Origin of the sequence: Enterobacter cloacae (genome assembly GCF_013375935.1) — a bacterium.
GTDB lineage: Bacteria > Pseudomonadota > Gammaproteobacteria > Enterobacterales > Enterobacteriaceae > Enterobacter > Enterobacter pasteurii.
This window is the reverse complement of the sequence record NZ_CP056117.1, coordinates 2,888,598-2,908,691: the sequence shown is the minus strand read 5'-3', so window position 1 is coordinate 2,908,691 and position 20,094 is coordinate 2,888,598. Positions and strand designations below refer to the sequence as shown.

General features: G+C 51.9%; 20 protein-coding genes, 3 tRNA genes and 4 pseudogenes. 9 read left to right on the top strand and 18 right to left on the bottom strand.

The genetic code is table 11. From position 1 onward, the window contains the following. The first annotated feature begins 7 nt into the window (after positions 1-7). The 4 genes from livM (at position 8) to HWQ14_RS13615 (ending at position 3,500) form a co-directional block, all read left to right on the top strand. The gene (livM, locus tag HWQ14_RS13630; protein WP_176610012.1) at positions 8-1,282 is read left to right on the top strand and encodes a high-affinity branched-chain amino acid ABC transporter permease LivM; all 1,275 of its coding nucleotides are present in this window, start codon (positions 8-10) and stop codon (positions 1,280-1,282) included. Beyond that, positions 1,279-2,154, top strand: coding sequence for an ABC transporter ATP-binding protein (locus HWQ14_RS13625; RefSeq protein ID WP_176610011.1), 876 nt, complete (start codon positions 1,279-1,281; stop codon positions 2,152-2,154). Before livM ends, HWQ14_RS13625 begins: the two co-directional genes overlap by 4 nt. Then, positions 2,151-2,867: an ABC transporter ATP-binding protein gene (locus HWQ14_RS13620; protein WP_176610010.1), complete on the top strand. Its 717-nt coding sequence runs from the start codon at positions 2,151-2,153 to the stop codon at positions 2,865-2,867. The genes HWQ14_RS13625 and HWQ14_RS13620 overlap by 4 nt, the downstream gene beginning before the upstream one ends. 162 nt (positions 2,868-3,029) lie before the next feature. Further along, complete coding sequence (locus HWQ14_RS13615) at positions 3,030-3,500, top strand: hypothetical protein (protein WP_176610009.1); 471 nt, start codon at positions 3,030-3,032, stop codon at positions 3,498-3,500. Positions 3,501-3,508: 8 nt separating this feature from the next. Here HWQ14_RS13615 and HWQ14_RS13610 read toward each other — a convergent pair. Further along, positions 3,509-4,432 (bottom strand): annotated as a pseudogene (locus tag HWQ14_RS13610) (LysR substrate-binding domain-containing protein). A 748-nt stretch (positions 4,433-5,180) separates the two neighbouring features. Between HWQ14_RS13610 and HWQ14_RS13605 the strand changes: the two are divergent. Both HWQ14_RS13605 and HWQ14_RS13600 read left to right on the top strand, forming a co-directional pair. Next, positions 5,181-5,446, top strand: a pseudogene (locus tag HWQ14_RS13605) (DinI family protein). Between the two features lie 247 nt (positions 5,447-5,693). Continuing rightward, positions 5,694-6,725 (top strand): acyltransferase family protein, encoded by a 1,032-nt coding sequence (locus tag HWQ14_RS13600; RefSeq protein WP_176610008.1) that lies wholly within the window; start codon positions 5,694-5,696, stop codon positions 6,723-6,725. A gap of 199 nt (positions 6,726-6,924) precedes the next feature. On the opposite strand, the gene HWQ14_RS13595 is transcribed toward HWQ14_RS13600, so the two are convergent. The 3 genes and pseudogenes from HWQ14_RS13595 to HWQ14_RS13585 all read right to left on the bottom strand — a co-directional run. Further along, complete coding sequence (locus HWQ14_RS13595; RefSeq protein WP_176610007.1) at positions 6,925-7,377, bottom strand: tail fiber assembly protein; 453 nt, start codon at positions 7,375-7,377, stop codon at positions 6,925-6,927. Between the two features lie 143 nt (positions 7,378-7,520). Further along, positions 7,521-7,958: a hypothetical protein gene (locus HWQ14_RS23495; protein ID WP_176610006.1), complete on the bottom strand. Its 438-nt coding sequence runs from the start codon at positions 7,956-7,958 to the stop codon at positions 7,521-7,523. Further along, a pseudogene (locus HWQ14_RS13585) lies at positions 7,958-8,200 on the bottom strand (DUF2612 domain-containing protein); the annotation flags it as partial. The gene HWQ14_RS23495 and the pseudogene HWQ14_RS13585, both read right to left, overlap by 1 nt. On the opposite strand from HWQ14_RS13585, the pseudogene HWQ14_RS13580 reads away from it, so the two are divergent. Continuing rightward, positions 8,197-8,777 (top strand): annotated as a pseudogene (locus HWQ14_RS13580) (tyrosine-type recombinase/integrase); the annotation flags it as partial. The pseudogenes HWQ14_RS13585 and HWQ14_RS13580 sit on opposite strands and share 4 nt — an antisense overlap. A 107-nt stretch (positions 8,778-8,884) precedes the next feature. On the opposite strand, the gene HWQ14_RS13575 reads toward HWQ14_RS13580, so the two are convergent. The 6 genes from HWQ14_RS13575 to uvrY form a co-directional block, all read right to left on the bottom strand. Continuing rightward, positions 8,885-8,971: transfer RNA gene (locus HWQ14_RS13575), tRNA-Leu, on the bottom strand. An 11-nt stretch (positions 8,972-8,982) separates the two neighbouring features. Next, positions 8,983-9,056: transfer RNA gene (locus HWQ14_RS13570), tRNA-Cys, on the bottom strand. A 51-nt stretch (positions 9,057-9,107) separates the two neighbouring features. Then, positions 9,108-9,183, bottom strand: a tRNA-Gly gene (locus tag HWQ14_RS13565). A gap of 151 nt (positions 9,184-9,334) precedes the next feature. Continuing rightward, positions 9,335-9,883 carry a CDP-diacylglycerol--glycerol-3-phosphate 3-phosphatidyltransferase gene (gene pgsA, locus HWQ14_RS13560; protein ID WP_003859652.1) on the bottom strand — a complete coding sequence of 183 codons (549 nt, stop codon included), beginning with the start codon at positions 9,881-9,883 and terminating at the stop codon, positions 9,335-9,337. A gap of 56 nt (positions 9,884-9,939) precedes the next feature. Continuing rightward, positions 9,940-11,772 carry an excinuclease ABC subunit UvrC gene (gene uvrC / locus HWQ14_RS13555; RefSeq protein WP_107533295.1) on the bottom strand — a complete coding sequence of 611 codons (1,833 nt, stop codon included), beginning with the start codon at positions 11,770-11,772 and terminating at the stop codon, positions 9,940-9,942. Next, on the bottom strand, positions 11,769-12,425 hold the full coding sequence (gene uvrY / locus HWQ14_RS13550; protein WP_148418129.1) for a UvrY/SirA/GacA family response regulator transcription factor: 657 nt from the start codon (positions 12,423-12,425) through the stop codon (positions 11,769-11,771). Before uvrY ends, uvrC begins: the two co-directional genes overlap by 4 nt. A gap of 398 nt (positions 12,426-12,823) precedes the next feature. Between uvrY and HWQ14_RS23450 the strand changes: the two genes are divergently transcribed. Together HWQ14_RS23450 and HWQ14_RS13545 are read left to right on the top strand one after the other, a co-directional pair. Then, positions 12,824-12,904, top strand: coding sequence for a hypothetical protein (locus HWQ14_RS23450; RefSeq protein ID WP_420712946.1), 81 nt, complete (start codon positions 12,824-12,826; stop codon positions 12,902-12,904). Further along, entirely contained in the window at positions 12,891-13,115 is a 225-nt protein-coding gene (locus tag HWQ14_RS13545; RefSeq protein ID WP_148418130.1) for a DUF2594 family protein, read from the top strand. Before HWQ14_RS23450 ends, HWQ14_RS13545 begins: the two co-directional genes overlap by 14 nt. Before the next feature lie 64 nt (positions 13,116-13,179). On the opposite strand, the gene sdiA is transcribed toward HWQ14_RS13545, so the two are convergent. The 8 genes from sdiA to HWQ14_RS13505 all read right to left on the bottom strand — a co-directional run bounded on the left by sdiA (position 13,180) and on the right by HWQ14_RS13505 (position 20,094). Next, positions 13,180-13,902, bottom strand: coding sequence for a transcriptional regulator SdiA (gene sdiA, locus HWQ14_RS13540; protein WP_148418289.1), 723 nt, complete (start codon positions 13,900-13,902; stop codon positions 13,180-13,182). A gap of 224 nt (positions 13,903-14,126) precedes the next feature. Next, entirely contained in the window at positions 14,127-14,879 is a 753-nt protein-coding gene (gene tcyN, locus HWQ14_RS13535; protein ID WP_176610005.1) for an L-cystine ABC transporter ATP-binding protein TcyN, read from the bottom strand. Continuing rightward, on the bottom strand, positions 14,876-15,544 hold the full coding sequence (tcyL, locus tag HWQ14_RS13530; RefSeq protein ID WP_176610004.1) for a cystine ABC transporter permease: 669 nt from the start codon (positions 15,542-15,544) through the stop codon (positions 14,876-14,878). Before tcyL ends, tcyN begins: the two co-directional genes overlap by 4 nt. Positions 15,545-15,565: 21 nt before the next feature. Continuing rightward, positions 15,566-16,552 (bottom strand): D-cysteine desulfhydrase, encoded by a 987-nt coding sequence (gene dcyD, locus HWQ14_RS13525; protein ID WP_148418133.1) that lies wholly within the window; start codon positions 16,550-16,552, stop codon positions 15,566-15,568. 103 nt (positions 16,553-16,655) lie between these two features. Next, positions 16,656-17,456: a cystine ABC transporter substrate-binding protein gene (gene tcyJ, locus HWQ14_RS13520; RefSeq protein ID WP_176610003.1), complete on the bottom strand. Its 801-nt coding sequence runs from the start codon at positions 17,454-17,456 to the stop codon at positions 16,656-16,658. A gap of 86 nt (positions 17,457-17,542) precedes the next feature. Continuing rightward, complete coding sequence (gene fliZ, locus HWQ14_RS13515; protein ID WP_176610002.1) at positions 17,543-18,094, bottom strand: flagella biosynthesis regulatory protein FliZ; 552 nt, start codon at positions 18,092-18,094, stop codon at positions 17,543-17,545. 54 nt (positions 18,095-18,148) lie between these two features. Next, a complete protein-coding gene (locus HWQ14_RS13510; RefSeq protein WP_003859623.1) occupies positions 18,149-18,868 on the bottom strand; it encodes an RNA polymerase sigma factor FliA in 720 nt (239 codons plus the stop codon). A gap of 101 nt (positions 18,869-18,969) precedes the next feature. Continuing rightward, positions 18,970-20,094, bottom strand: coding sequence for an FkbM family methyltransferase (locus HWQ14_RS13505; RefSeq protein WP_176610001.1), 1,125 nt, complete (start codon positions 20,092-20,094; stop codon positions 18,970-18,972).

Sequence of the window (20,094 nt, the reverse complement as noted above, 5' to 3'; positions counted from 1 at the left end):
CAACGCGATGACATCTGACGGATTTTCCCTGAAGCGCTGCATTCTGGACGCGATTTTTTCCGGAACGATCGCGCTGATTATTTTCGGCCCGATTGCGGGCGTGATACTGGATGGCTATAGCTTTACCTTTGACGGCCAACGTCTGGCGTGGATGACGGGCTCCGTGATGCTGGGACGCTTTTTGCTCAGCGCTTTTTCCGGTACGGCTGCCGGAAGACGACTACAGGCACGGTTTGAATCTGACAGCGCGGGGGTGTACGTCCGGCCGCCGGGGTACAAGAGCCGCATGCGCTGGATCCTGCCGCTGATCGTCACGCTGGCGATTTGCTTCCCGTTTGTTGCCACCAAGTACGTCCTGACGGTCGCCATTCTCGGGCTGATCTACGTTCTGCTCGGCCTTGGGCTGAACATTGTTGTCGGGCTGGCGGGGCTGTTGGATCTGGGCTACGTCGCCTTTTACGCCATTGGGGCCTACGGCCTGGCGCTTGGGTATCAGTATCTTGGCTTAGGGTTCTGGAGCATGCTGCCGCTGGCGGCGCTGATAGCCGCGGGCGCGGGCGCCCTGCTCGGCTTTCCGGTGCTGCGCATGCATGGGGATTACCTGGCCATCGTCACGCTCGGGTTTGGCGAGATTATCCGCCTGGTGCTGAACAACTGGCTGACCTTCACCGGCGGGCCTAACGGCGTTTCAGCCCCCGCCCCGACCTTTTTGGGCCTGGAGTTTGGTCGACGCGCTAAGGAAGGCGGCGTGCCCTTCCACGAGTTCTTCGGCCTGACCTATAACCCCAACATGAAGTTTATCTTCATCTATGCGGTGCTGTTTCTGGTGGTCGTGCTGGTGCTGTACATTAAGCACCGGCTGACGCGTATGCCGGTTGGCCGGGCGTGGGAGGCGCTCCGTGAAGATGAAATTGCCTGCCGCTCAATGGGGCTTAATCACGTCCTGGTGAAGCTTTCGGCGTTTACCCTCGGCGCGTCGACGGCGGGTATCGCCGGCGTATTTTTTGCCACCTACCAGGGTTTTGTTAACCCCACCTCGTTCACCTTTTTCGAATCGGCTCTGATTCTCGCAATCGTGGTTCTGGGCGGGATGGGCTCTACCGTGGGCGTCGTTCTGGCAGCCTTCGTGCTTACCGTCACGCCGGAGCTGCTGCGCAGCTTTGCGGAATACCGCGTGCTGCTGTTCGGCATGCTGATGGTGGTCATGATGATCTGGCGTCCTCGCGGCCTGATCCGCATCAACCGCAGCGGGTTTGCCGTGCGTAAAGGAGTCGCACCATGAACGCAACAATTTTGCGCGTAGAGCATCTGATGATGCATTTCGGTGGCATCAGGGCCCTAAACGACGTCAACCTTGAGGTGCAGCGCGGGTCGATTACCGCCCTGATTGGGCCTAACGGCGCGGGAAAAACGACCGTCTTTAACTGCCTGACCGGTTTCTACCGCGCTTCCGGTGGCAACATAATATTCAATGCGCGTGATAAAACCACCAACGTCATCCAGGTGCTTGGCCAGAAGTTCCAGCCCGGCGACTGGCTCAACCCGACGCAGCTCGGCCAGCGACTGTTCTATAAAATGTTCGGCGGCACGCATCTGGTCAACCGCGCGGGTCTTGCCCGCACCTTTCAGAACATCCGCCTGTTTCGCGAGATGTCGGTAGTGGAAAACCTGCTGGTGGCGCAGCATATGCGCGTCAACCGCAGCCTGCTTGCGGGGGTGCTGAATACCCGGGCATATCGTCGGGCGGAAAGCGATGCGCTGGACCGGGCGTTTTACTGGCTGGAGGCGGTGGATCTGGTGGACTGCGCGAACCGGCTTGCCGGTGAAATGTCCTACGGCCAGCAGCGGCGCCTCGAAATCGCCCGAGCCATGTGTACCGGCCCGGAGATGATTTGTCTCGATGAACCCGCCGCCGGGCTGAACCCGGTTGAGACGCACAAGCTGAGCGAAATCGTTCGCTTCCTGCGCGACCACCACGGCATTACGGTGCTGCTGATTGAGCATGACATGGGGATGGTGATGGAGATTTCGGATGACATCATCGTGCTCGATCACGGCGACGTTATTGCCAGAGGTACGCCAGACGCGATCCAGCACAATGACAGCGTCATTGCCGCCTATTTGGGTACCGACGAAAGCGAGGTCAGCCCGTGAGCGAACCGATGCTTCAGTTTCACAATGTGGACGTTTTCTATGGCGCGATCCAGGCGCTCAGGCAGGTCTCGCTTGAGGTTAACGAAGGAGAGACCGTGGCCTTGATTGGCGCTAACGGTGCGGGGAAATCGACCCTGCTGATGTCTGTCTTTGGCCAGCCCCGCATTCGCAGCGGGCAGATCGTCTTCTGCGGCGAGGATATCAGCCATAAATCCACCCACTTCGTCGCTACCGGCGGCATTGCTCAGGCGCCTGAAGGGCGACGCGTTTTCCCCGATATGTCTGTGGAAGAGAATTTGCTGATGGGGACGATTCCCATCGGCAACCAGCACGCAGCGGCAGATATGCAGAGCATGTTTGACCTGTTTCCCCGCCTCAAAGAGCGGCGCAACCAGCGGGCGATGACGCTCTCCGGGGGAGAACAGCAGATGCTGGCTATCGCCCGCGCGTTAATGAGCCGCCCCAAACTTCTGCTGCTGGATGAACCCAGCCTCGGCCTCGCGCCCATCGTGGTTAAACAAATTTTCCAGACGCTGCGCGAGCTGGCCCGTAACGGGATGACGATTTTTCTCGTGGAGCAGAACGCGCACCATGCCCTGAAGTTGTCCGACCGCGGCTATGTGATGGTTAACGGGCAGATCCGCTTAAGCGGCAGCGGCGAAGCGCTGCTGAACGATCCGGAGGTAAGGAAAGCCTATCTTGGAGGGGCGTGAAGCGCAGAGGCCAGCGTGAGTAAAACTCACAGTGATTTCCATTATTAATCGTTTTTCTGAGGCGACCGCATTCAAATATCATCATCACGACCCGCCGTTGCGCGGGTCGATAAACGTTCAGCCGCGCGCTGAATAATAATGATAAGAGGATCCGGGGCAAACATGACACTTGATGCGTTATTTCAGTTAATGAAGTTCGACTTACCGCCTGACGCCCGTTCAGCCGGTGATTTACAGGATTTTATGGCCAAGCTTATGGCGACGAAACCTCACTCTGAGGCCCTGTCACCGTTTTCGCAGCGCGTGTATATGCTTTGTGCCGCCCATCGCGATCCTAAACAGGCGGCTGCGCTGCTTTCGGCCTCTCTGCCTGAAGCGGGAAAGCCTCTTCCCCTGCTCGACTTCTCTGGCTGGCCACAGGTGCGTTACGCCGCTTCAGGCGAACTACAGACGCCCGAGTCCGAAGACTATTTTCACAGGGTTTCGTCTGCCGCCACGATTTTACGCGCGGCAATCCTCGACGCCGGGCAGCAGGAAAACACCCCTGCTTTTGATATTCTGGATAAGGTGCTCAGCCTGAACGGCGCTTTGCCGGAACGTTATAAAAAGATGGCGAACATTACTTACTCATAACGGCACTATTAAACCCGGCCTTCATCGTATTCCAGACAAACGATATCCAGAGCCGGGACGACCGGGGCGTGGTTTTGCAGCCAGGCCAGAAGATGCTGGATGCTGTCTCTTTTGAGCGAATTTTTTGGCCAGACGAGGTAGTAGCCATCTCCCGTCGCGATAGCTTCCCTGAAGGGCAGGCCGAGCAGGCCGCTTTTCAGGGCGTCGAGCGTAAGGCGCAGGTCGGCGATCGCGATACCGTGACCGTTCATGGCGGCAATACTTCCCTGTTCAAGGGTATCAAACACCATGCCGCTGCTCATATCGAGCCCCGGGTACAGCCCCGTTCTTCGCAGCCAGCGCCTCCAGTCCCTTCTGTCCGGTGAGGGATGGATCAAATCGCATTGCGCAAGCCGCTGCCGGGCCGGTTCGATAAGCGAGGGGGTGCAAACCGGGATAAGTCATTCACTAAAAAGCAGCTGGCTTTCCGCCGTCTCACCGAAATGGCCGTTACCGAGCAGGATGGCGCAGTCGTATGGCTCAAGGTTGAAATCAACGGTATCAATGTCCATCCAGACGCTGGCAATCTCAACCTGTGGCTTTGCATGGCTGTTCCGAAAGGATCGCAACACGTCGAGAAGCCATCTCATGGTCAGGGTGCTGGGCGCTTTTAGCCGCAGCAGATGATTTTCACTGCGAAATGCCCGGCAGGCCCACTCAATGCTCGTGAAGCTCTCGTTCAGCTGCCCGGCCAGCACTCGCCCGGCCTCGGTGACCTCCACCCGGGGGCCCTGTCTTTTAAAAAGCTCGCAGTCGAACCACAGTTCAAGGGTGCGGACGTGTCTGCTGACCGCGCCCGGCGTAATATTGAGCGTTTCAGCGGCTTTGCTGAAGGAGTTCAGTCGCGCAGCAACTTCAAACGCACGCAGTGCATACAGTGGCGGTAAAGACATAGCGGCCCTTAAAATGAGGTGATGGCATCGGGAATCGGGTCGCAGGCCTGAACATCTACAGACCGTAAAAGGCGCCCGTCTTAAGATAGCATAATGCGTATCTGTTTAATTACGCTGCAAAAGGATCGCTAAAGCCAGAGAGGGAGGATGCTGAGAAGCGGAATGACAGGCACAAAAAAACCACCTTTCGGTGGTTTCACGACACTGCTTATTGCTTTGATTATTCTTTGTTTCCCATGGTAGCCGGAGTGGGACTTGAACCCACACAGCGCGAACGCCGAGGGATTTTAATTCGTGCGCTTTATTTCATTATATCAGTGAGATAGCGCATTTCTTCATAACATTAATTATTAGCACCATCTTTATCATTCAGTTATTTACAATAAGTGAATAGACAATATTACGTATCCATTAACCATATCTCAGATCCGATTTACTGTGTATGCATACAGCAAAAAAGGATTGTTTTATGGCAACAGCAAAAGAGTTGAATGCAGGAGCAATGCCTCAGTTAACTGATTTTGCTATCAGTTACTGCGCGCTCACTGAACATGTTCTGTTACACGCCAATTCACAGACACTATGGCTTCTGTCCCATCATGGCCGTCGGTGCAATTCATTGATCAAACGATCTGCTTGTTCCGTAGACAAGCTGAAAATCTCCTGGATGAACTAAAAAAAGCCGTCGATTACATAGATGCTGGCATTAAGCATCCTTCCATTAAATACATCGACTAAAAGGTGAGATATGTTCGTAAAATTGGTTTATGACAAACGCAAAGTAGAGGGCTTGAAGGGGCCAGAGTGATTATTCTGGCAGAGCTGACGAAGCGAGTGCACCAGATTTTCCCTGATACCGAAGTGAAGGTGAACCCGATGCAGGCGAACGGCTTGAATAACGATGCCAGCAAAAGCGATCGGGAGAAGCTGAATCGCATGCTGGAGGATATGTTTGAAGAGGCCGATATGTGGCTGGTTTCTGAGTTCCCATCAGTTTGCCAGGTTGGGCTGTAAAAATTTTCAGGCTGCCAGTCTCAACAATCACCGGCGGCCTGCATCGTTTCTAACCACTGCCTACCGGGAATTTGCGATACAGTGTCGATACTCTCACATCATAAATTGGCACCGTAAGCTATAACAAACCAAGGCAAAACTCTTGGGCTCTCCTCTTACAACAGAGCTCATACCTAAAAGCAATGGTGTCATAGCCGCTCAATACTAATGTATAATCGTTGTCCTATAAAATCTAATGGACGAAGTGATGCGTATTGATAAAATAGATTTTTTAAGATTTCTCGGGATTTCTTTAATCATTTTAGCCCATGTCCAGCCTCCATTATGGCTAGCTCAACTGCGAAACTTTGATGTTCCTTTAATGTTTATGGTTATGGGAATGTCCTTTTGTGTAACCGAACATCGCCATAGCAGCAAAATAAAATATATAAGCTCTCGATTTCGCCGTTTAGTTTTACCAACTTGGATTTTCTTTGTCTTTTTCTTCGCAATAAACGAGTGTATTGCCTTGATATTTAACATTAAAAACTTCACTTATCCTCAAGGTCATATAATAACCTCATTTACTTTATCTAGTGGGCTGGGGTTTGTTTGGGTGATAAGACTATTCTTTATAATTTCGTCAATTGCTATATTCTTACCAAAGAGATTGCTTAACGCAAACTTATCTTTTTCACTTATTTTATTCACTGCCGCTGTAGTTATTAATAGTCAATTCAAAGAGTTTTATAAAACTCTTGATGAAATGAATAAAATGCTCCTCATTGGTTCTTATATTTCAAACATCTTACCATATTTGCTATGTTTTTTAATTGGTTATAAAATAATATGTTTGAGTAAAAGACAAACTTTACAATTAATAATTCTTACAGGCTCAGTGTTTACGGCATTGGTACTACATTATTATTTAGTCACAAATTCTTTTACTCCTACCCAATTCGATAAATACCCAGCCGGCATTTACTATTTATACTATGCCTTTTTCATGTGCTCACTTATATATTTTTATTCTGATATTATTACGATACACTTGCAAAACACCTTTACGTGGAAGTATATCAAGTTCATTTCGGAAAACTCCATATGGATTTACTTATGGCACATACCATTCATTTTAATGTGCCATAAATTTAGCTTAAACTTCGTGATTGGTTTCTTTACAACTTACACACTTGCATTATTTTTTGTATTCTTACAGTCAAGTCTTGTAGGTTTAATAACCAAGCGCATTAAAAACAAACGCACATCGAAAGTAATCACTAGTATTTTTACGGGATAACTTAACCTCCGCGACCTAATATTAAGGTCGCGGGTTAAGTAATTATAGTTTCACACTCAATATTTAACTGTTCATTTATATAATTACTCACCACTGAAGTTAGCCATGCTAACTGTTGCTAAATAACCCTCCCACACCATCACCAATATCAATTCTATCTAAGATGAAATATTAATTTTATAATAACAGCCACGATCAGCTATATAAACCAATCAGTATGTTTTGCAACTATAGGCATGGAGAACATTCGATCAAATTTACGCTTCTGGTGCCATCGGCAATCGACATCGGTAGCAGACGAAGTATCTACCTCAATCAGCGCATCTATGTAATCAAGATAGGCGTTAAAACTAGCTTTCTCCTCTTCTGAAAGCCTGCCAAGCGACAACTTTGTGTTCCACATATTGCTTTGGATATGAGCGACTATTGACGCTATAAGCTCACGCTTTTGCTCATTGGCAAGTTCTATTTGCTCCTCTTGCGTCAGGACAGGATCTGACGGCTTGATAAATTTCCTTTTTTGATAGTTCCATCCGATGCCAACTTGTGGAGCACATGCCACCCATTTACCTTCATTCTGTTCAATCTCTGACACCCCATCCCACAGGACAATATTCATAACCAAATTGTCTACTACCAAAGCATAATTCATCAGACATATTCCTCAATAATCATAACGCCAGATGATCCGTTACTATCCGCCATCAATGTTCCGCCTAATACTGCTGCTGCACCGCCACCACTAGCACCAATAACCACCGACATTGGAGATGAGGAAGAGAGCGTCAGAATAATTTAGGCATAAACGACGCATTCACCACCCATTGTAATTGTCTGCGTTGCGCTGGAAGATGACGGAACACCTCCACCACAACCTTCTCCGCCAACGGCAGGCACACGAATCTTTTTTGTGCCAGTTGTCGGGGTATACGTTCCGAAAGAAGTGAAGGTCAGCACCTTAGCGAGCCTACCGCTAACAGAATTACCAAAAGCGGCATGTAATGTGGACAAATTACCATTATCTAGAACATCCTGACCTGTAAAGTCAGCTGTGAATTGGGCAATCATCGATGCGATAACACTGCTTTGACGCAGTGCTTTATTTACTTGGGCACTTGATGCCTTTCCAGCCTGAAACCCTGTCGCCAGTGCGGTCAATGCGATCCAGCCGGCCTTAGACATAACATTGGCGCCAGCACCAACAGCAAAAGATTTAAAATCGTTTATAGCCATCAGAGTAATACTCCCCATACGCCGATACCAAAACCGCCGATATATTCGTTATCCATATCAAACCCAAAGAATTTAGTTCCCTCAGATGGTGTTTCTACAGAGGGAGTTTCAACATCACCGGCCCATACGCCAGCAGCTTTAACCGTGAGATAGCCCTGCTTAATAGCGGCTATCAGTTCGAGAGACACATCAGAAATATCAGTCTCAGGGAATACCCAGACCGATATCGTCATGTACAGGTTATGCCAAGGGCAACCCTATAAAAGGCGTAAGCAATTTAAAGAGACTGGCCGGGATCGCTATATCACGAACGAAGAGTACAACGCCTTATATAGCGTTTCGCCTGATGTCGTGCGTGTAGCTATGGAACTGGCCTATCTGTGCTGCGCACGTCAAAACGATGTGCTTGAGATGAAGAGAAGCCAGTTTATGGCTGAAGGAATATTGATTAAGCAGAGCAAAACAGCAGTAGCACAGATTAAAGCATGGTCAGACCGGTTAAAGGCAGCAATTGAACTTGCTAAAGCCCTGCTCCTCAATGAAGGGATGAGTAGCCTGTTTATTCTTCATCAACCCACCGGGCACAAATACACTAGGGTTGGCTTCAACAGTCGATGGAGAAAAGCCAAAGAAGAAGCGTGGATCAAATACCCACATTTGAGTTTTGTCTTCACATTTCATGACCTGAAAGCGAAAGGTATCTCAGACCTACAAGGGAACATCTATGAGAAACAGGCTATCTCAGGACATAAAAACGTGGAGCAAACAGCACGGTATGATCGCAAAATTGCTGTCTTTCCGGTCGTTGGTGGTCAATAAAATATTATGAAGTGATATTATGAAACAGAAGATTTCGAGCATAAAAAAACCACCCGTAGGTGGTTTATACGACACTGCTTATCATTGATTTTATTCTACTTTTCCCATGGTAGCCGGAGTGGGACTTGAACCCACACAGCGCGAACGCCGAGGGATTTTAAATCCCTTGTGTCTACCGATTCCACCATCCGGCCAGGGAAGAAAGTGGAGGCGCGTTCCGGAGTCGAACCGGACTAGACGGATTTGCAATCCGCTACATAACCGCTTTGCTAACGCGCCTTAAATCTGCTGTCTTTCGACCTACACCCGCAAATGCCGATGTATTTAAACTGGAGCGGGAAACGAGACTCGAACTCGCGACCCCGACCTTGGCAAGGTCGTGCTCTACCAACTGAGCTATTCCCGCATGTCATCAAGAGTTATCTAACCGCTTGATTTCATTATCGTCCGGCTGACTGTGCCGCCGTTCGATGCGTTGCATTCTACTGATATGTCGTTTTGAGTCAACGATATTTTTTGCATCTCAGGATCGTTTGCTGAAAATTAAGGCGAAACGATCACTGTTCAAGCAAATCTCCGCGCGCGGCGTTCAAATATTGCAGCATTGACCACAGCGTCAGCACCGCCGCGACCCACAGCAGGCCGATACCTGCCCACTCAACCCAGGCATTCGGACGCCACAGCATCCACACCAGCGCCGCCATCTGTGCGGTGGTTTTGACTTTACCGATCCAGGACACCGCCACGCTGCTGCGTTTACCCAGCTCCGCCATCCACTCGCGCAGGGCAGAGATAATAATCTCACGGCCAATCATGGTCGCCGCAGGCAGCGTAACCCACCAGGTATGATAATGTTCCGCCACCAGCACCATCGCGATTGCCACCATCACTTTATCCGCAACCGGATCGAGGAACGCGCCGAATCGGGTACTCTGATTCCAGCGACGCGCCAGATAGCCGTCGAACCAGTCCGTCACGGCGGCGATCAGGAAAATCAGCGCACAGGCAAACGGTGCCCACACCACCGGCAGATAAAATGCCAGTACAAAGAACGGAATGAGCACAACGCGAAAAAGAGTGAGCAACGTAGGGATATTAAATCGCATGATGACGGTAACTGTCTGTTGTCAGTAAAATTTAGCTCTATGTTGCTACAGAGCCCTCAATGTTTCAACGAGTAGTAGATCTTTTCTGCCAGCCCTTGCGAAATACCCGGCACTTTTGCAATTTCCTCCATGCTGGCATTGAGTAATCCTTGCAATCCGCCCATGTACTTCAACAGCATCTGGCGACGTTTTGGCCCGACGCCTTCGATAGTCTCAAGGGTACTGGTATTTTTCACTTTCGCCCGTTTTTTCCGGTGTCCGCTGATGGCGTGATCGTGCGACTCATCGCGGATATGCTGGATCACGTGCAGCGCAGGAGAATCAGGCGGCAGGCTGAAGCCCTCCCCTTCCGGCTCGAAGAACAGCGTCTCCAGACCCGCTTTACGATCCGCCCCTTTCGCCACCCCTAACAGCAGCGGATGGTTTTTATCCCACTCCACGTCGAGCGATTCAAATACCGCCTTCGCCTGTCCAAGCTGCCCTTTCCCGCCGTCGATAAGTATAACGTCAGGAATTTTGCTCTCTTCGATCGCTTTACCATAGCGGCGGCGCAGCACCTGGTTCATGGCGGCGTAATCGTCGCCCGGGGTAATGCCGGTGATGTTATACCGACGATACTCTGCCCGCAGCGGACCGTTGGCATCAAAGACCACGCACGACGCCACGGTCTGCTCGCCCATGGTATGGCTGATGTCGAAGCATTCCATACGCTTCACTTCAGGCAGCTTGAGCAGCGTAGCGAGCGCGGTTAAGCGCTGGCTGACGGTGGACTGCTGAGAAAGTTTGGTGGTCAGCGCCGTGGCGGCATTGGTTCGCGCCAGCTTCAGATAGCGGGCGCGATCGCCGCGCGGTTTCGTCTGCACGTTCACCCGGCGACCGGCCAGCTCAGAAAGCGAATCCGCCAGCAGCGTTTTGTCGTCGAGGGTGAAGTCGAGCAGGATCTCAGACGGCAGCGTACGCATCTGGCTGCCCTGCAAATAGAACTGGCCGACGAAGGTTTCCACCACTTCCCCCAGTTCGGTGCCGCCCGGCACCTTCGGGAAGTAGCTGCGGCTGCCGAGCACCTTGCCCTGACGAATAAACAGCACGTGGACACAGGCCAGACCGGCGTCAAAGGCAACGCCGATAACGTCGAGGTCGTCGCCCGTGTTGGAGACAAACTGCTTCTCGGTGACTCTGCGCACCGCCTGGATCTGATCGCGGATGCGCGCGGCTTCCTCAAACTCCAGCCCCGCGCTGGCTTTCTCCATGCGGGCAATCAGCTGCGTCAGCACCTGATCGTCTTTACCGGCTAAAAACAGGCGCACGTACTCAACCTGCTGCGCATACTCTTCTTCACTTACCAGCCCTTCGACGCACGGCCCCAGGCAGCGGCCAATCTGATATTGCAGGCACGGCCGGGAACGGTTGCGGTAGACGCTGTTTTCACACTGGCGAACGGGGAAGATTTTTTGCAACAGGGCCAGCGTTTCGCGTACGGCATAACCGTTCGGGAAAGGGCCAAAGTATTCACCCTTCGCATGCTTAGCGCCACGATGCATCGCCAGGCGAGGATGGGTATCACCGCTCAGGAAGATAAACGGGTAGGACTTATCATCGCGCAGCAGAACGTTGTAGCGCGGCTGATACAGCTTGATATAGTTGTGCTCAAGCAGCAGCGCTTCCGTTTCCGTGTGCGTCACGGTGACATCAATGTTGTGGATGAGTGCGACCAGTGCTTCGGTTTTACGAGAGGCAAGATTGCTGCGGAAATAGCTGGAAAGGCGTTTTTTCAGATCTTTTGCCTTACCGACATAGATAACCGTACCGCCAGCGTCGTACATTCGGTAGACGCCCGGCTGGCTGGTGACGGTTTTCAGAAATGCTTTTGAATCGAACGCTTCACTCACTGACTTATTAACGACTCCGCATTGCACAAACCATGGCGAATGGCCAGATGAGTCAGTTCGACATCACCGTGTATGTTCAGTTTACTGAACATACGATAGCGATAGCTGTTGACCGTTTTCGGGCTGAGATTCAGCTGCTCTGAAATCTCATTCACCTTCTGACCTTTAGTGATCATCAGCATAATCTGCAATTCACGCTCAGACAAACTGGCGAACGGAGATTCCGTTTTTTCCGGTTCAATCTGACTCAGCGCCATCTGTTGAGCAATGTCTGAAGCAATGTACCGCTGACCTGCATAGACGGAACGGATCGCATTAACGACCTCCTGCGGCGCGGCACCTTTGCTGAGATATCCGGCAGCCCCTGCCTGCATAACCCTGGCCGGGAGCGGATTTTCGGTATGGACGGTCAGCATGATGACTTTTGTGTCAACGAACATGCGGGCGATTTTACGCGTGGCTTCAAGCCCGCCGATTCCGGGCATGTTCATATCCATCAGCACCACGTCTGCTGAGTTAGCGCGACACCATTTTACGGCATCTTCGCCACAGCATGCCTCGCCGGCAACTTTAATACCCTTTATATCTTCAAGAATGCGACGTATCCCTGCGCGCACCAGTTCGTGGTCATCAACAAGAAGGACGTTGATCAAAGGAAATGTCTCCAGAATAGGGATAACGCTACTGACTGCTAATTCCGCTTATATTAGCGGTTTTCCATCCAAGTTTAAAACGCTAAAAAATCGGCTATACGATTGTGGTCTCGTTTTTGGAAATTAGGCTGTACAGCAACTGGAAAGAAAACCCGCGCACGCTGGGCTTTTGCCGCTATTTTTAAGCACCAGCATTCAAAAAGTTACCAAAACATTTGTTAACGCAAACTAAAAAATGCTCTCATTTTTTTGTAACAACAATTAACGAATGGCGAACCGGTGATAAACATTTAATTGTCGCTAACATATTGGACAGATTACCTTCATAATCCGCGCGAACCAATAATCAATACCTGGAAAAGTATAAAAAACAACCACTGCATTTTTTGCCGCGGCTTGTGGTATACTCCGCCGCCTTAACTTTCATCGTCGCGCTCAAGCGCTGTTTTATAATGAGGAAAATAAATGAGCACACCTGAATTTGCCACTGCCGAGAATAACCAGGAACTGGCACAGGAAGTAAACTGCCTGAAGTCGCTGCTGACGCTTATGTTACAGGCGATGGGCCAGGCTGATGCTGGACGTGTGATCATTAAAATGGAAAAACAGATCGCGCAGATGGAAGATCGGGCGGAATCCGCTGTTTTTGCCAATACGGTTAAGCAAATTAAACAAGCCTACCGCCAGTAACAAAAACGGCTGGATGCAGAGCATTCAGCCGTTTTCTCGTCTGACACGCAGAACGTGATATCAGTCAGATAAGCCCCGTCGCTGCGGCATAACACGCTATCTGGGTTTTATTCGGCGCGTTGAATTTCTTCTGCATATTCTTCTGATGGAAATTCACCGTATTTTCCGAGATGGAGAGAATAATAGCGATCTCTGCCGACGTTTTCCCTTCCGCTGTCCACTTCAGAATTTCCCGCTCACGCTTGCTGAATTTCATTTCCGGCGGCATCACCATCTCATCCTCAAAACGAAGCAGTGAGGTTAACGCCATCTGAACCAGCATTTGCAGACGCAGCTCCACTTCTTCGCTGGATATTGCGCTTGCCTGCAGGCTGGTACGCGACACGGAGAGGAACCCAAGCGCATGATTTGGCAACATCATGCACTGCGTTATTCCTTTACGTAAACCGTGATCCCGCGCCCCGTCCCATAATTGCTGGGCATCCGTGAATAATTCATCCGTCCAGGGCAAATGGCCCTGTATGAAATTCTCGGGCTTAAGCACCGGATCGATGGAGAAATAATTCTCGGACTGATATTGCGCCATCCACTGCTGCGGATAAGTGGAGTGGACGGACGTACGCGGGCGGGTAAATGGCACAGGATGTCGAACGCAAAGCGCATAATAATCGAAGTCTAGCGCCTGCGTTTGCCGCTGAAGTTCCTGATATACCTCGTCGGCACAGGTCATTTCCTGAAACCGGAGAAAGCATTCCCGTCGCCAGGTGAAAAAGTCTATATCCCTCATACCTTCTGAATGAAGCCTCTGATAAAAGATAATCATAATTATGGTGAATATAACCTAACACATAAATCACGATAATTTATATAAAATGTCGGCGCCGAGCAGATTATCTTTAATTTGGCGAGGGCTTATCCGAATTCGGTGGAATAAAAAAGCACCAGAAAAGGCTTTAAGGGAAGATAATTTGCTCCAGAAGGAACATCTGGAGCAAATTGCGTGTGAAAATGCTACTGCATTAAGAATTTTTCAAGGAACTGGCGCGTGCGCGGCTGCTGCGGATTGGCGAACAGATCCTTAGCGGGCCCCTGCTCTACAATTCGCCCCTGATCCATGAAGATAGCCCGATCGGCAACGTCGCGGGCAAAGCTCATTTCATGGGTCACAATCACCATCGTGCGTTTTTCCTGCGCCAGCTGTCGGATGGTGTTCAGCACTTCCCCCACCAGCTCGGGATCGAGCGCCGATGTAGGTTCATCGAAGAGGATTACGTCCGGGCACATCGCCAGCGCGCGGGCTATGGCGACACGCTGCTGCTGACCACCGGAAAGACGACGCGGATAGCTTGTCTCTTTACCGGCCAGCCCAACTTTCGCCAGCAGTTCACGGGCGCGGGCGGTCGCTTCTTCCCGGGGTTCACCCTTAACGATGACCGGGCCTTCAATGATGTTTTCCAGCACCGTGCGGTGAGGGAAAAGATTAAAGCTCTGGAATACGAAGCCAACGTGCTGACGCAGGCGACGAATCAACCCTTTTTGCTGACTGATGGTTTTGCCGGTATCAATGGTGATATCGCCCACGCGGATCGTCCCGCCCTCCGGCTGCTCCAGAAGATTGATGCTGCGCAGCAGCGTGGTTTTCCCTGACCCGCTTGGGCCGATAATCGCCACCACTTCGCCCTGCGCGACCTCAAGGTCGATTCCATGCAGCACCGTTTGCCCGTGGAACTTTTTCACCAGGTTTTTAACGTCAATTGCACTCATTTTGGATCACGCTCCTGGCGGTTAAGCTGGTTTTCAAAATAGTTTTGCAGGGCGGAGAGCACCGTCGCCATCACCCAGTAAATCAGCGAGGCCGCCAGATACATGGTAAACACTTCAAGGGTACGCGAGGTGATCAGCTGCGCCTGACGGAACAGTTCCGGCACCTGGATGGTGGCCGCAAGCGAGGTGTCTTTTACCAGGCTAATAAAGCTGTTGCTCAGCGGAGGAAGCGCCACGCGCGCCGCCTGCGGCAGAATCGCCCGGCGCAACGTCTGCCACGGGGTCATCCCGATGCTGGCCGCCGCTTCCCACTGCCCCTTATCGATAGAGGAGATTGCCGCACGCAGCGTTTCAGACGTATACGCCGCCGTATTTAGCGACAAACCTATCATCGCCGCCGGAACAGGATCCAGCTCGATGCCGAACTGCGGCAGCCCGTAGTAAATCATAAACAGCTGGGCGATAAGCGGCGTTCCGCGGAATACGGAGATGTAAAACCGCGCCAGCCACCGCACCGGCAAGATGTTCGACATGCGCATCAGCGCCAGAATAAACCCGAGTACCAGCCCGAAGAACATTCCGCCGATACTCAGCTGCAGGGTAAACACGGCCCCTTTAAGCAGAAACGGCAGGGAATCAATAACCAGTTGTATACTTTCTTGCATTATTATTTTTCTACCTGATTTTTAGACGTGAGGATGATAGGCAAACAGCGCAGGCGCCCCGCCGGTATGAACAAACAAAATCGGTCCTTCATCCTTAAAGCGCTTGCGGGCAATGCCGTCGATCAGGCCAGCCATTGCCTTACCGGTATAGACCGGATCCAGCAGAATACCCTCAAGGCGAGCCAGCAGCTTAACGGCCTCCATCCCTTCATCGTTTGGGGTGCCATAGCCAGGGGCAAAATAGTCATCCCACAGCGTAACTTCTGCCTTCGCCTCCAGCTCAAGCTGTTCTGCCACCGCCTGCTGCAGCGTGACGACTTTTGGCTTTTGATCCGCCACGCTTCTGGAAACCGTGACGCCAATCAGCTCAACGTCCGGCATCAGCTGCTCAAGCCCGACCGCTAATCCCGCATGGGTTCCTGCACTGCCGGAGGCCACCACCACCGAGGATAGGCTCACCGCGCCTTCACACTGCTGAGCGATCTCCAGCGCGCTCTCGACATAGCCGAGGGCGCCCAGCGCGTTCGAGCCGCCCACGGGAATAACGTAGGGGCGGAACCCCTGCGCTTCCAGCCGCGTTGCGAGCTCGTCAAGCTGCGCGGTCGGGTCGGTCAACGCATCGACCATTTCGACCTGCACATTAAACAGATCCAGAAGCAGCCGGTTACCGTTAGTCAGGTAATTCTCTGCCCGCGTGCCGATCGGGTTCTCCAGCAGGGCGACGCAGTGCAGGCCCAGCTTTGCCGCCACGGCGGCGGTCTGGCGAACGTGGTTGGACTGGATGGCCCCTGCGGTGACCAGCGTGTCCGCGCCCTCGCGCAGGGCATCGGCGGCGAGAAACTCCAGCTTGCGCAGCTTATTTCCGCCCATCGCCACTGGCGTCACATCGTCACGCTTGATGAAAATATCGCGCCCAAGATAGTCAGAAAATCGCGGCAGGTACTCCAGCGGCGTGGGTGCGCCAATAAATTCCAGACGGGGAAAGCGCGTTAAATTCTGTAGTGACATGATTCCTCCGGTCACGCAAACAATTGTTATTTCATTATGCACGCAGACGCGCGAGAAATAAAAAAGGCGCTTTTAAAAGCGCCTTTTTTTATCGGTCAGAGACTTACTTGGTCACGTCTGCGCCGAACCACTTCTCGGAAAGCGCCTTCAGGCTGCCGTCTTTCTGCATTTCAGCAAGCGCACCGTCGATGGCCTTCAGCAGGTCGTCGTTGCCTTTACGCACCGCCACGCCGGACTCCTGGCGGGAGAACGGCTCGCCCGCAACGGCCAGGGTGTTATTGGTTTTCTTCACCAGGTCCAGCGCGGCCAGGCGATCGACCAGAATGGCGTCAATACGGCCTACGCGCAGATCCTGGTATTTAGTCGGGTCATCATCATACGTGCGGATGTCCACGCCCTGCACGTTCTGGCGCAGCCACTCTTCGTAGTTAGTGCCCAGACCCACGCCGACTTTCTTACCTTTCAGATCCGCCGCGGTTTTAATGCTGCCTTCGTTACCTTTCTTCACCAGCGCCTGGATACCGGACACGGTGTACGGCGTGGAGAAGTCGTACTTCTTCTTGCGCTCGTCAGAAATGGTCACCTGGTTAATCACTACGTCAATGCGTTTGGAGTCCAGCGACGCCAGCATACCGTCCCATTTGGTCGGTTTCAGGGAGGCTTTCACGCCGAGATGTTTTGCCAGCTCCTGCGCAAACTCCACTTCAAAACCGGTCAGCTTGCCGTCATCACCCTGGAAGCTAAACGGAGGATAGGTTCCTTCCAGCCCCACCAGCAGCGTGCCGCGCTCTTTGACTTTGTTGAGCAGATTTTCTGCTGCGAACGTTTTCACGCTCATACCCGCGACCAGCGCAACGGCCATCATCCCCATCAGCGCCTGACGACCCAGAAGTGCTAATTTCATAAGTACCCCGATACAGTGGAATTTTTGAGTAGTGTAGAGAAATCGCCTGCAACGTCAAAGGCGGCTGCGCTACATCTTATTCTTTTTTAATATATATCAGAAGTTGTTCCGGCGCGGACTTTCTGCTTCATGACGCCCGGCATCTGGACTTTATACTGGGCGTACTTGCGCAGCGCGATGCGGTAGTTGTTGGTGCTGGTGGCAGGCAGCCACGGCTCGAGATTTTCATCCAGATAGCCGGTTGTCAGCAGATCCCTGGAGATATTTTGCAGGGTCAGGTGCTGACCAAGGCGACGCAGGCGAACGACGTATTCCCGCACGGTGCCGTGGCTCATCTCGGTTTGTTCAAACAGGAATTGCTTGAAGCCGATAATATCAAAGAAGTCGCTTTGCTCTTTGCAGTGGAGATCGCCACAGAAACGGCAAAGCGCCACCCACTCTTTTTGCTCTTCAAGCCAGGCGGCTTCATCCATCAGCGTGTCGAGGCGGGAAATCGCTATCTTATTCACAATTTCGCCGCGACGAACCAGCGTGATGCGGTCGAGTAGTTTTTTACAGTGGGCGCAATGCGTCTGGCTGTGTTTAAAGTCTTTCAGGTAGCGGCTTAAAGGCCGTCTTTTTGATTGCTGCACCGTCATGATAACTCCTGGTTGTCAATACGTTGTGCGGCATTTTTCAGGTGAATCAATCACCTATAACTTACCCAGTTTTGTGCGCAGACGTTTAATGGCCTGGCTGTGCAGCTGGCTCACCCGTGACTCCCCCACCTCCAGCACGGCGCCAATCTCTTTGAGATTGAGCTCCTCCTGGTAATAGAGCGTCAACACCAGTTGTTCACGTTCCGGTAACGCTTCAATCGCTTCCATCACGCGCTGGCGTAAATTACCTTCCAGTAAATGGTGTAACGGGTTTTCTTGCTGATGTTCATCCGTCACCAGCTCGATGCTATCGCCATGCTCTTCGCGCCACTCGTCGTAAGAAAAGAGTTGGCTGTTGTTGGTATCGAGCAACATCTGGCGATACTCTTCAACAGGTATGCCCAGGCGTTCCGCCACTTCCGTTTCCGTCGCGTTGCGCCCAAGCTCCTGTTCCAGCTGCCCCATTGCATGCGCCACTTCACGGGCGTTGCGGCGAACGCTGCGCGGCACCCAGTCGCGGCTGCGCAGCTCGTCCAGCATCGCACCACGAATACGCTGCACTGCGTAAGTCGTAAATGCCGTTCCTTGCAGAGCGTCGTACCGGTCAACTGCATTCAATAACCCGATACCGCCCGCCTGCAGCAGATCGTCCAGTTCCACGCTCGCCGGCAAACGCACCTGGAGGCGCAATGCTTCGTGACGCACCAGCGGAACATAACGCTGCCACAGCGAGTGTTTATCCATTACACCTTCAGCGGTATAGAGTGAATTCACGATAAACAGCCCTGCGTTAGTTGAGTTATCGGCATGATTATCCGATTCTGGAGGGTAATCAATTGGATGAATAATGGGTGAAATGGGGGGTTATTTGCCTATTACTTTATAATCCTCGACGCTGGCACAGCATATAAAACCAGTTCAAAAGCCAGTTCCGGATGATGGCCGCGAAGATAAAAGGCGTAATCTGCGCTGAGTGACTGAATATATTGCGGAATAGTCAGCAGATCTTCCGGTTTATGATAAAGGCTAATTGCCAGCAGCGGCTGCCAGGTCCGAATAGTCTCAGCGGCGCCCTCCAGTGCTTTAAGCTCTGCCCCTTCGACATCCATTTTTATAAATGTGGCTTTACCGCCCTGGAGGATATTATCGATGCTGTCCAGCTCAATGGTGACGGTATTGCTGCTTTGCTCCACAAGGCGTGAAGAGAGGGCATTTCCCGACTGAAAAGAGAGAACGGTTTTATTATCCCATACCCCTTTTTGCACCGGCTGGCAGAATGGCCACTGACGCGTATTGTCACAAAGCTGAGCATAATTACCGGCATCCGGTTCGAAACCGACAATTTTTTCCGGCATCGCGACCTGCTGGCGCTCCACTTCCTGCATAAACGCGCCGATGCTGTCGCCATTGTAGGCACCGCAATCGATGAAGACTTCGTTATCCTGTAGACGGAGAACATCGGCAGGGAAATAGTGCGCTGGCTCGTAGACCGTCTGGTAAAAGCCACGCGTTGCGCTCAGACGCTGCTTCAGGAATGCGACCAGCGTTTCTCTTGAACGTTCGTCTGCCAGGCCTGCATAGACCTCTTCGAGGACGTCGCTATGCCCGGCGCAAAACGACGGGGTATACCATAGACGGGTGCTTACGCCGATAAACGCGGGATCGTATACCAGCACGTTGGCGCCACCGCGACGTAATTCGTCCTGCAACGCTTCGCTTACGTACTGTAGCGCCACGATACAGTTAAATTCGCCGGGCTGTTCAATGAGATCTTCAATCGCCACCACCGGCAGGCCGTGGAAGGTCATGCCCTCGGTCAGGTACTGTCGGTTTAATGCCACCTTATCGAGAGGCATATTTTCCCGGAACATAAATTCCGCGGTCATCTGCCCGAGGCAGCCTGCGCCGTACAGCACCAGCGGAAGACCGCTGGCATGCATAGTGCGGATGCTTTCAACGAAGTGATTATCGTAGCCCTGTATTTGTTCCAGTAATGTCAT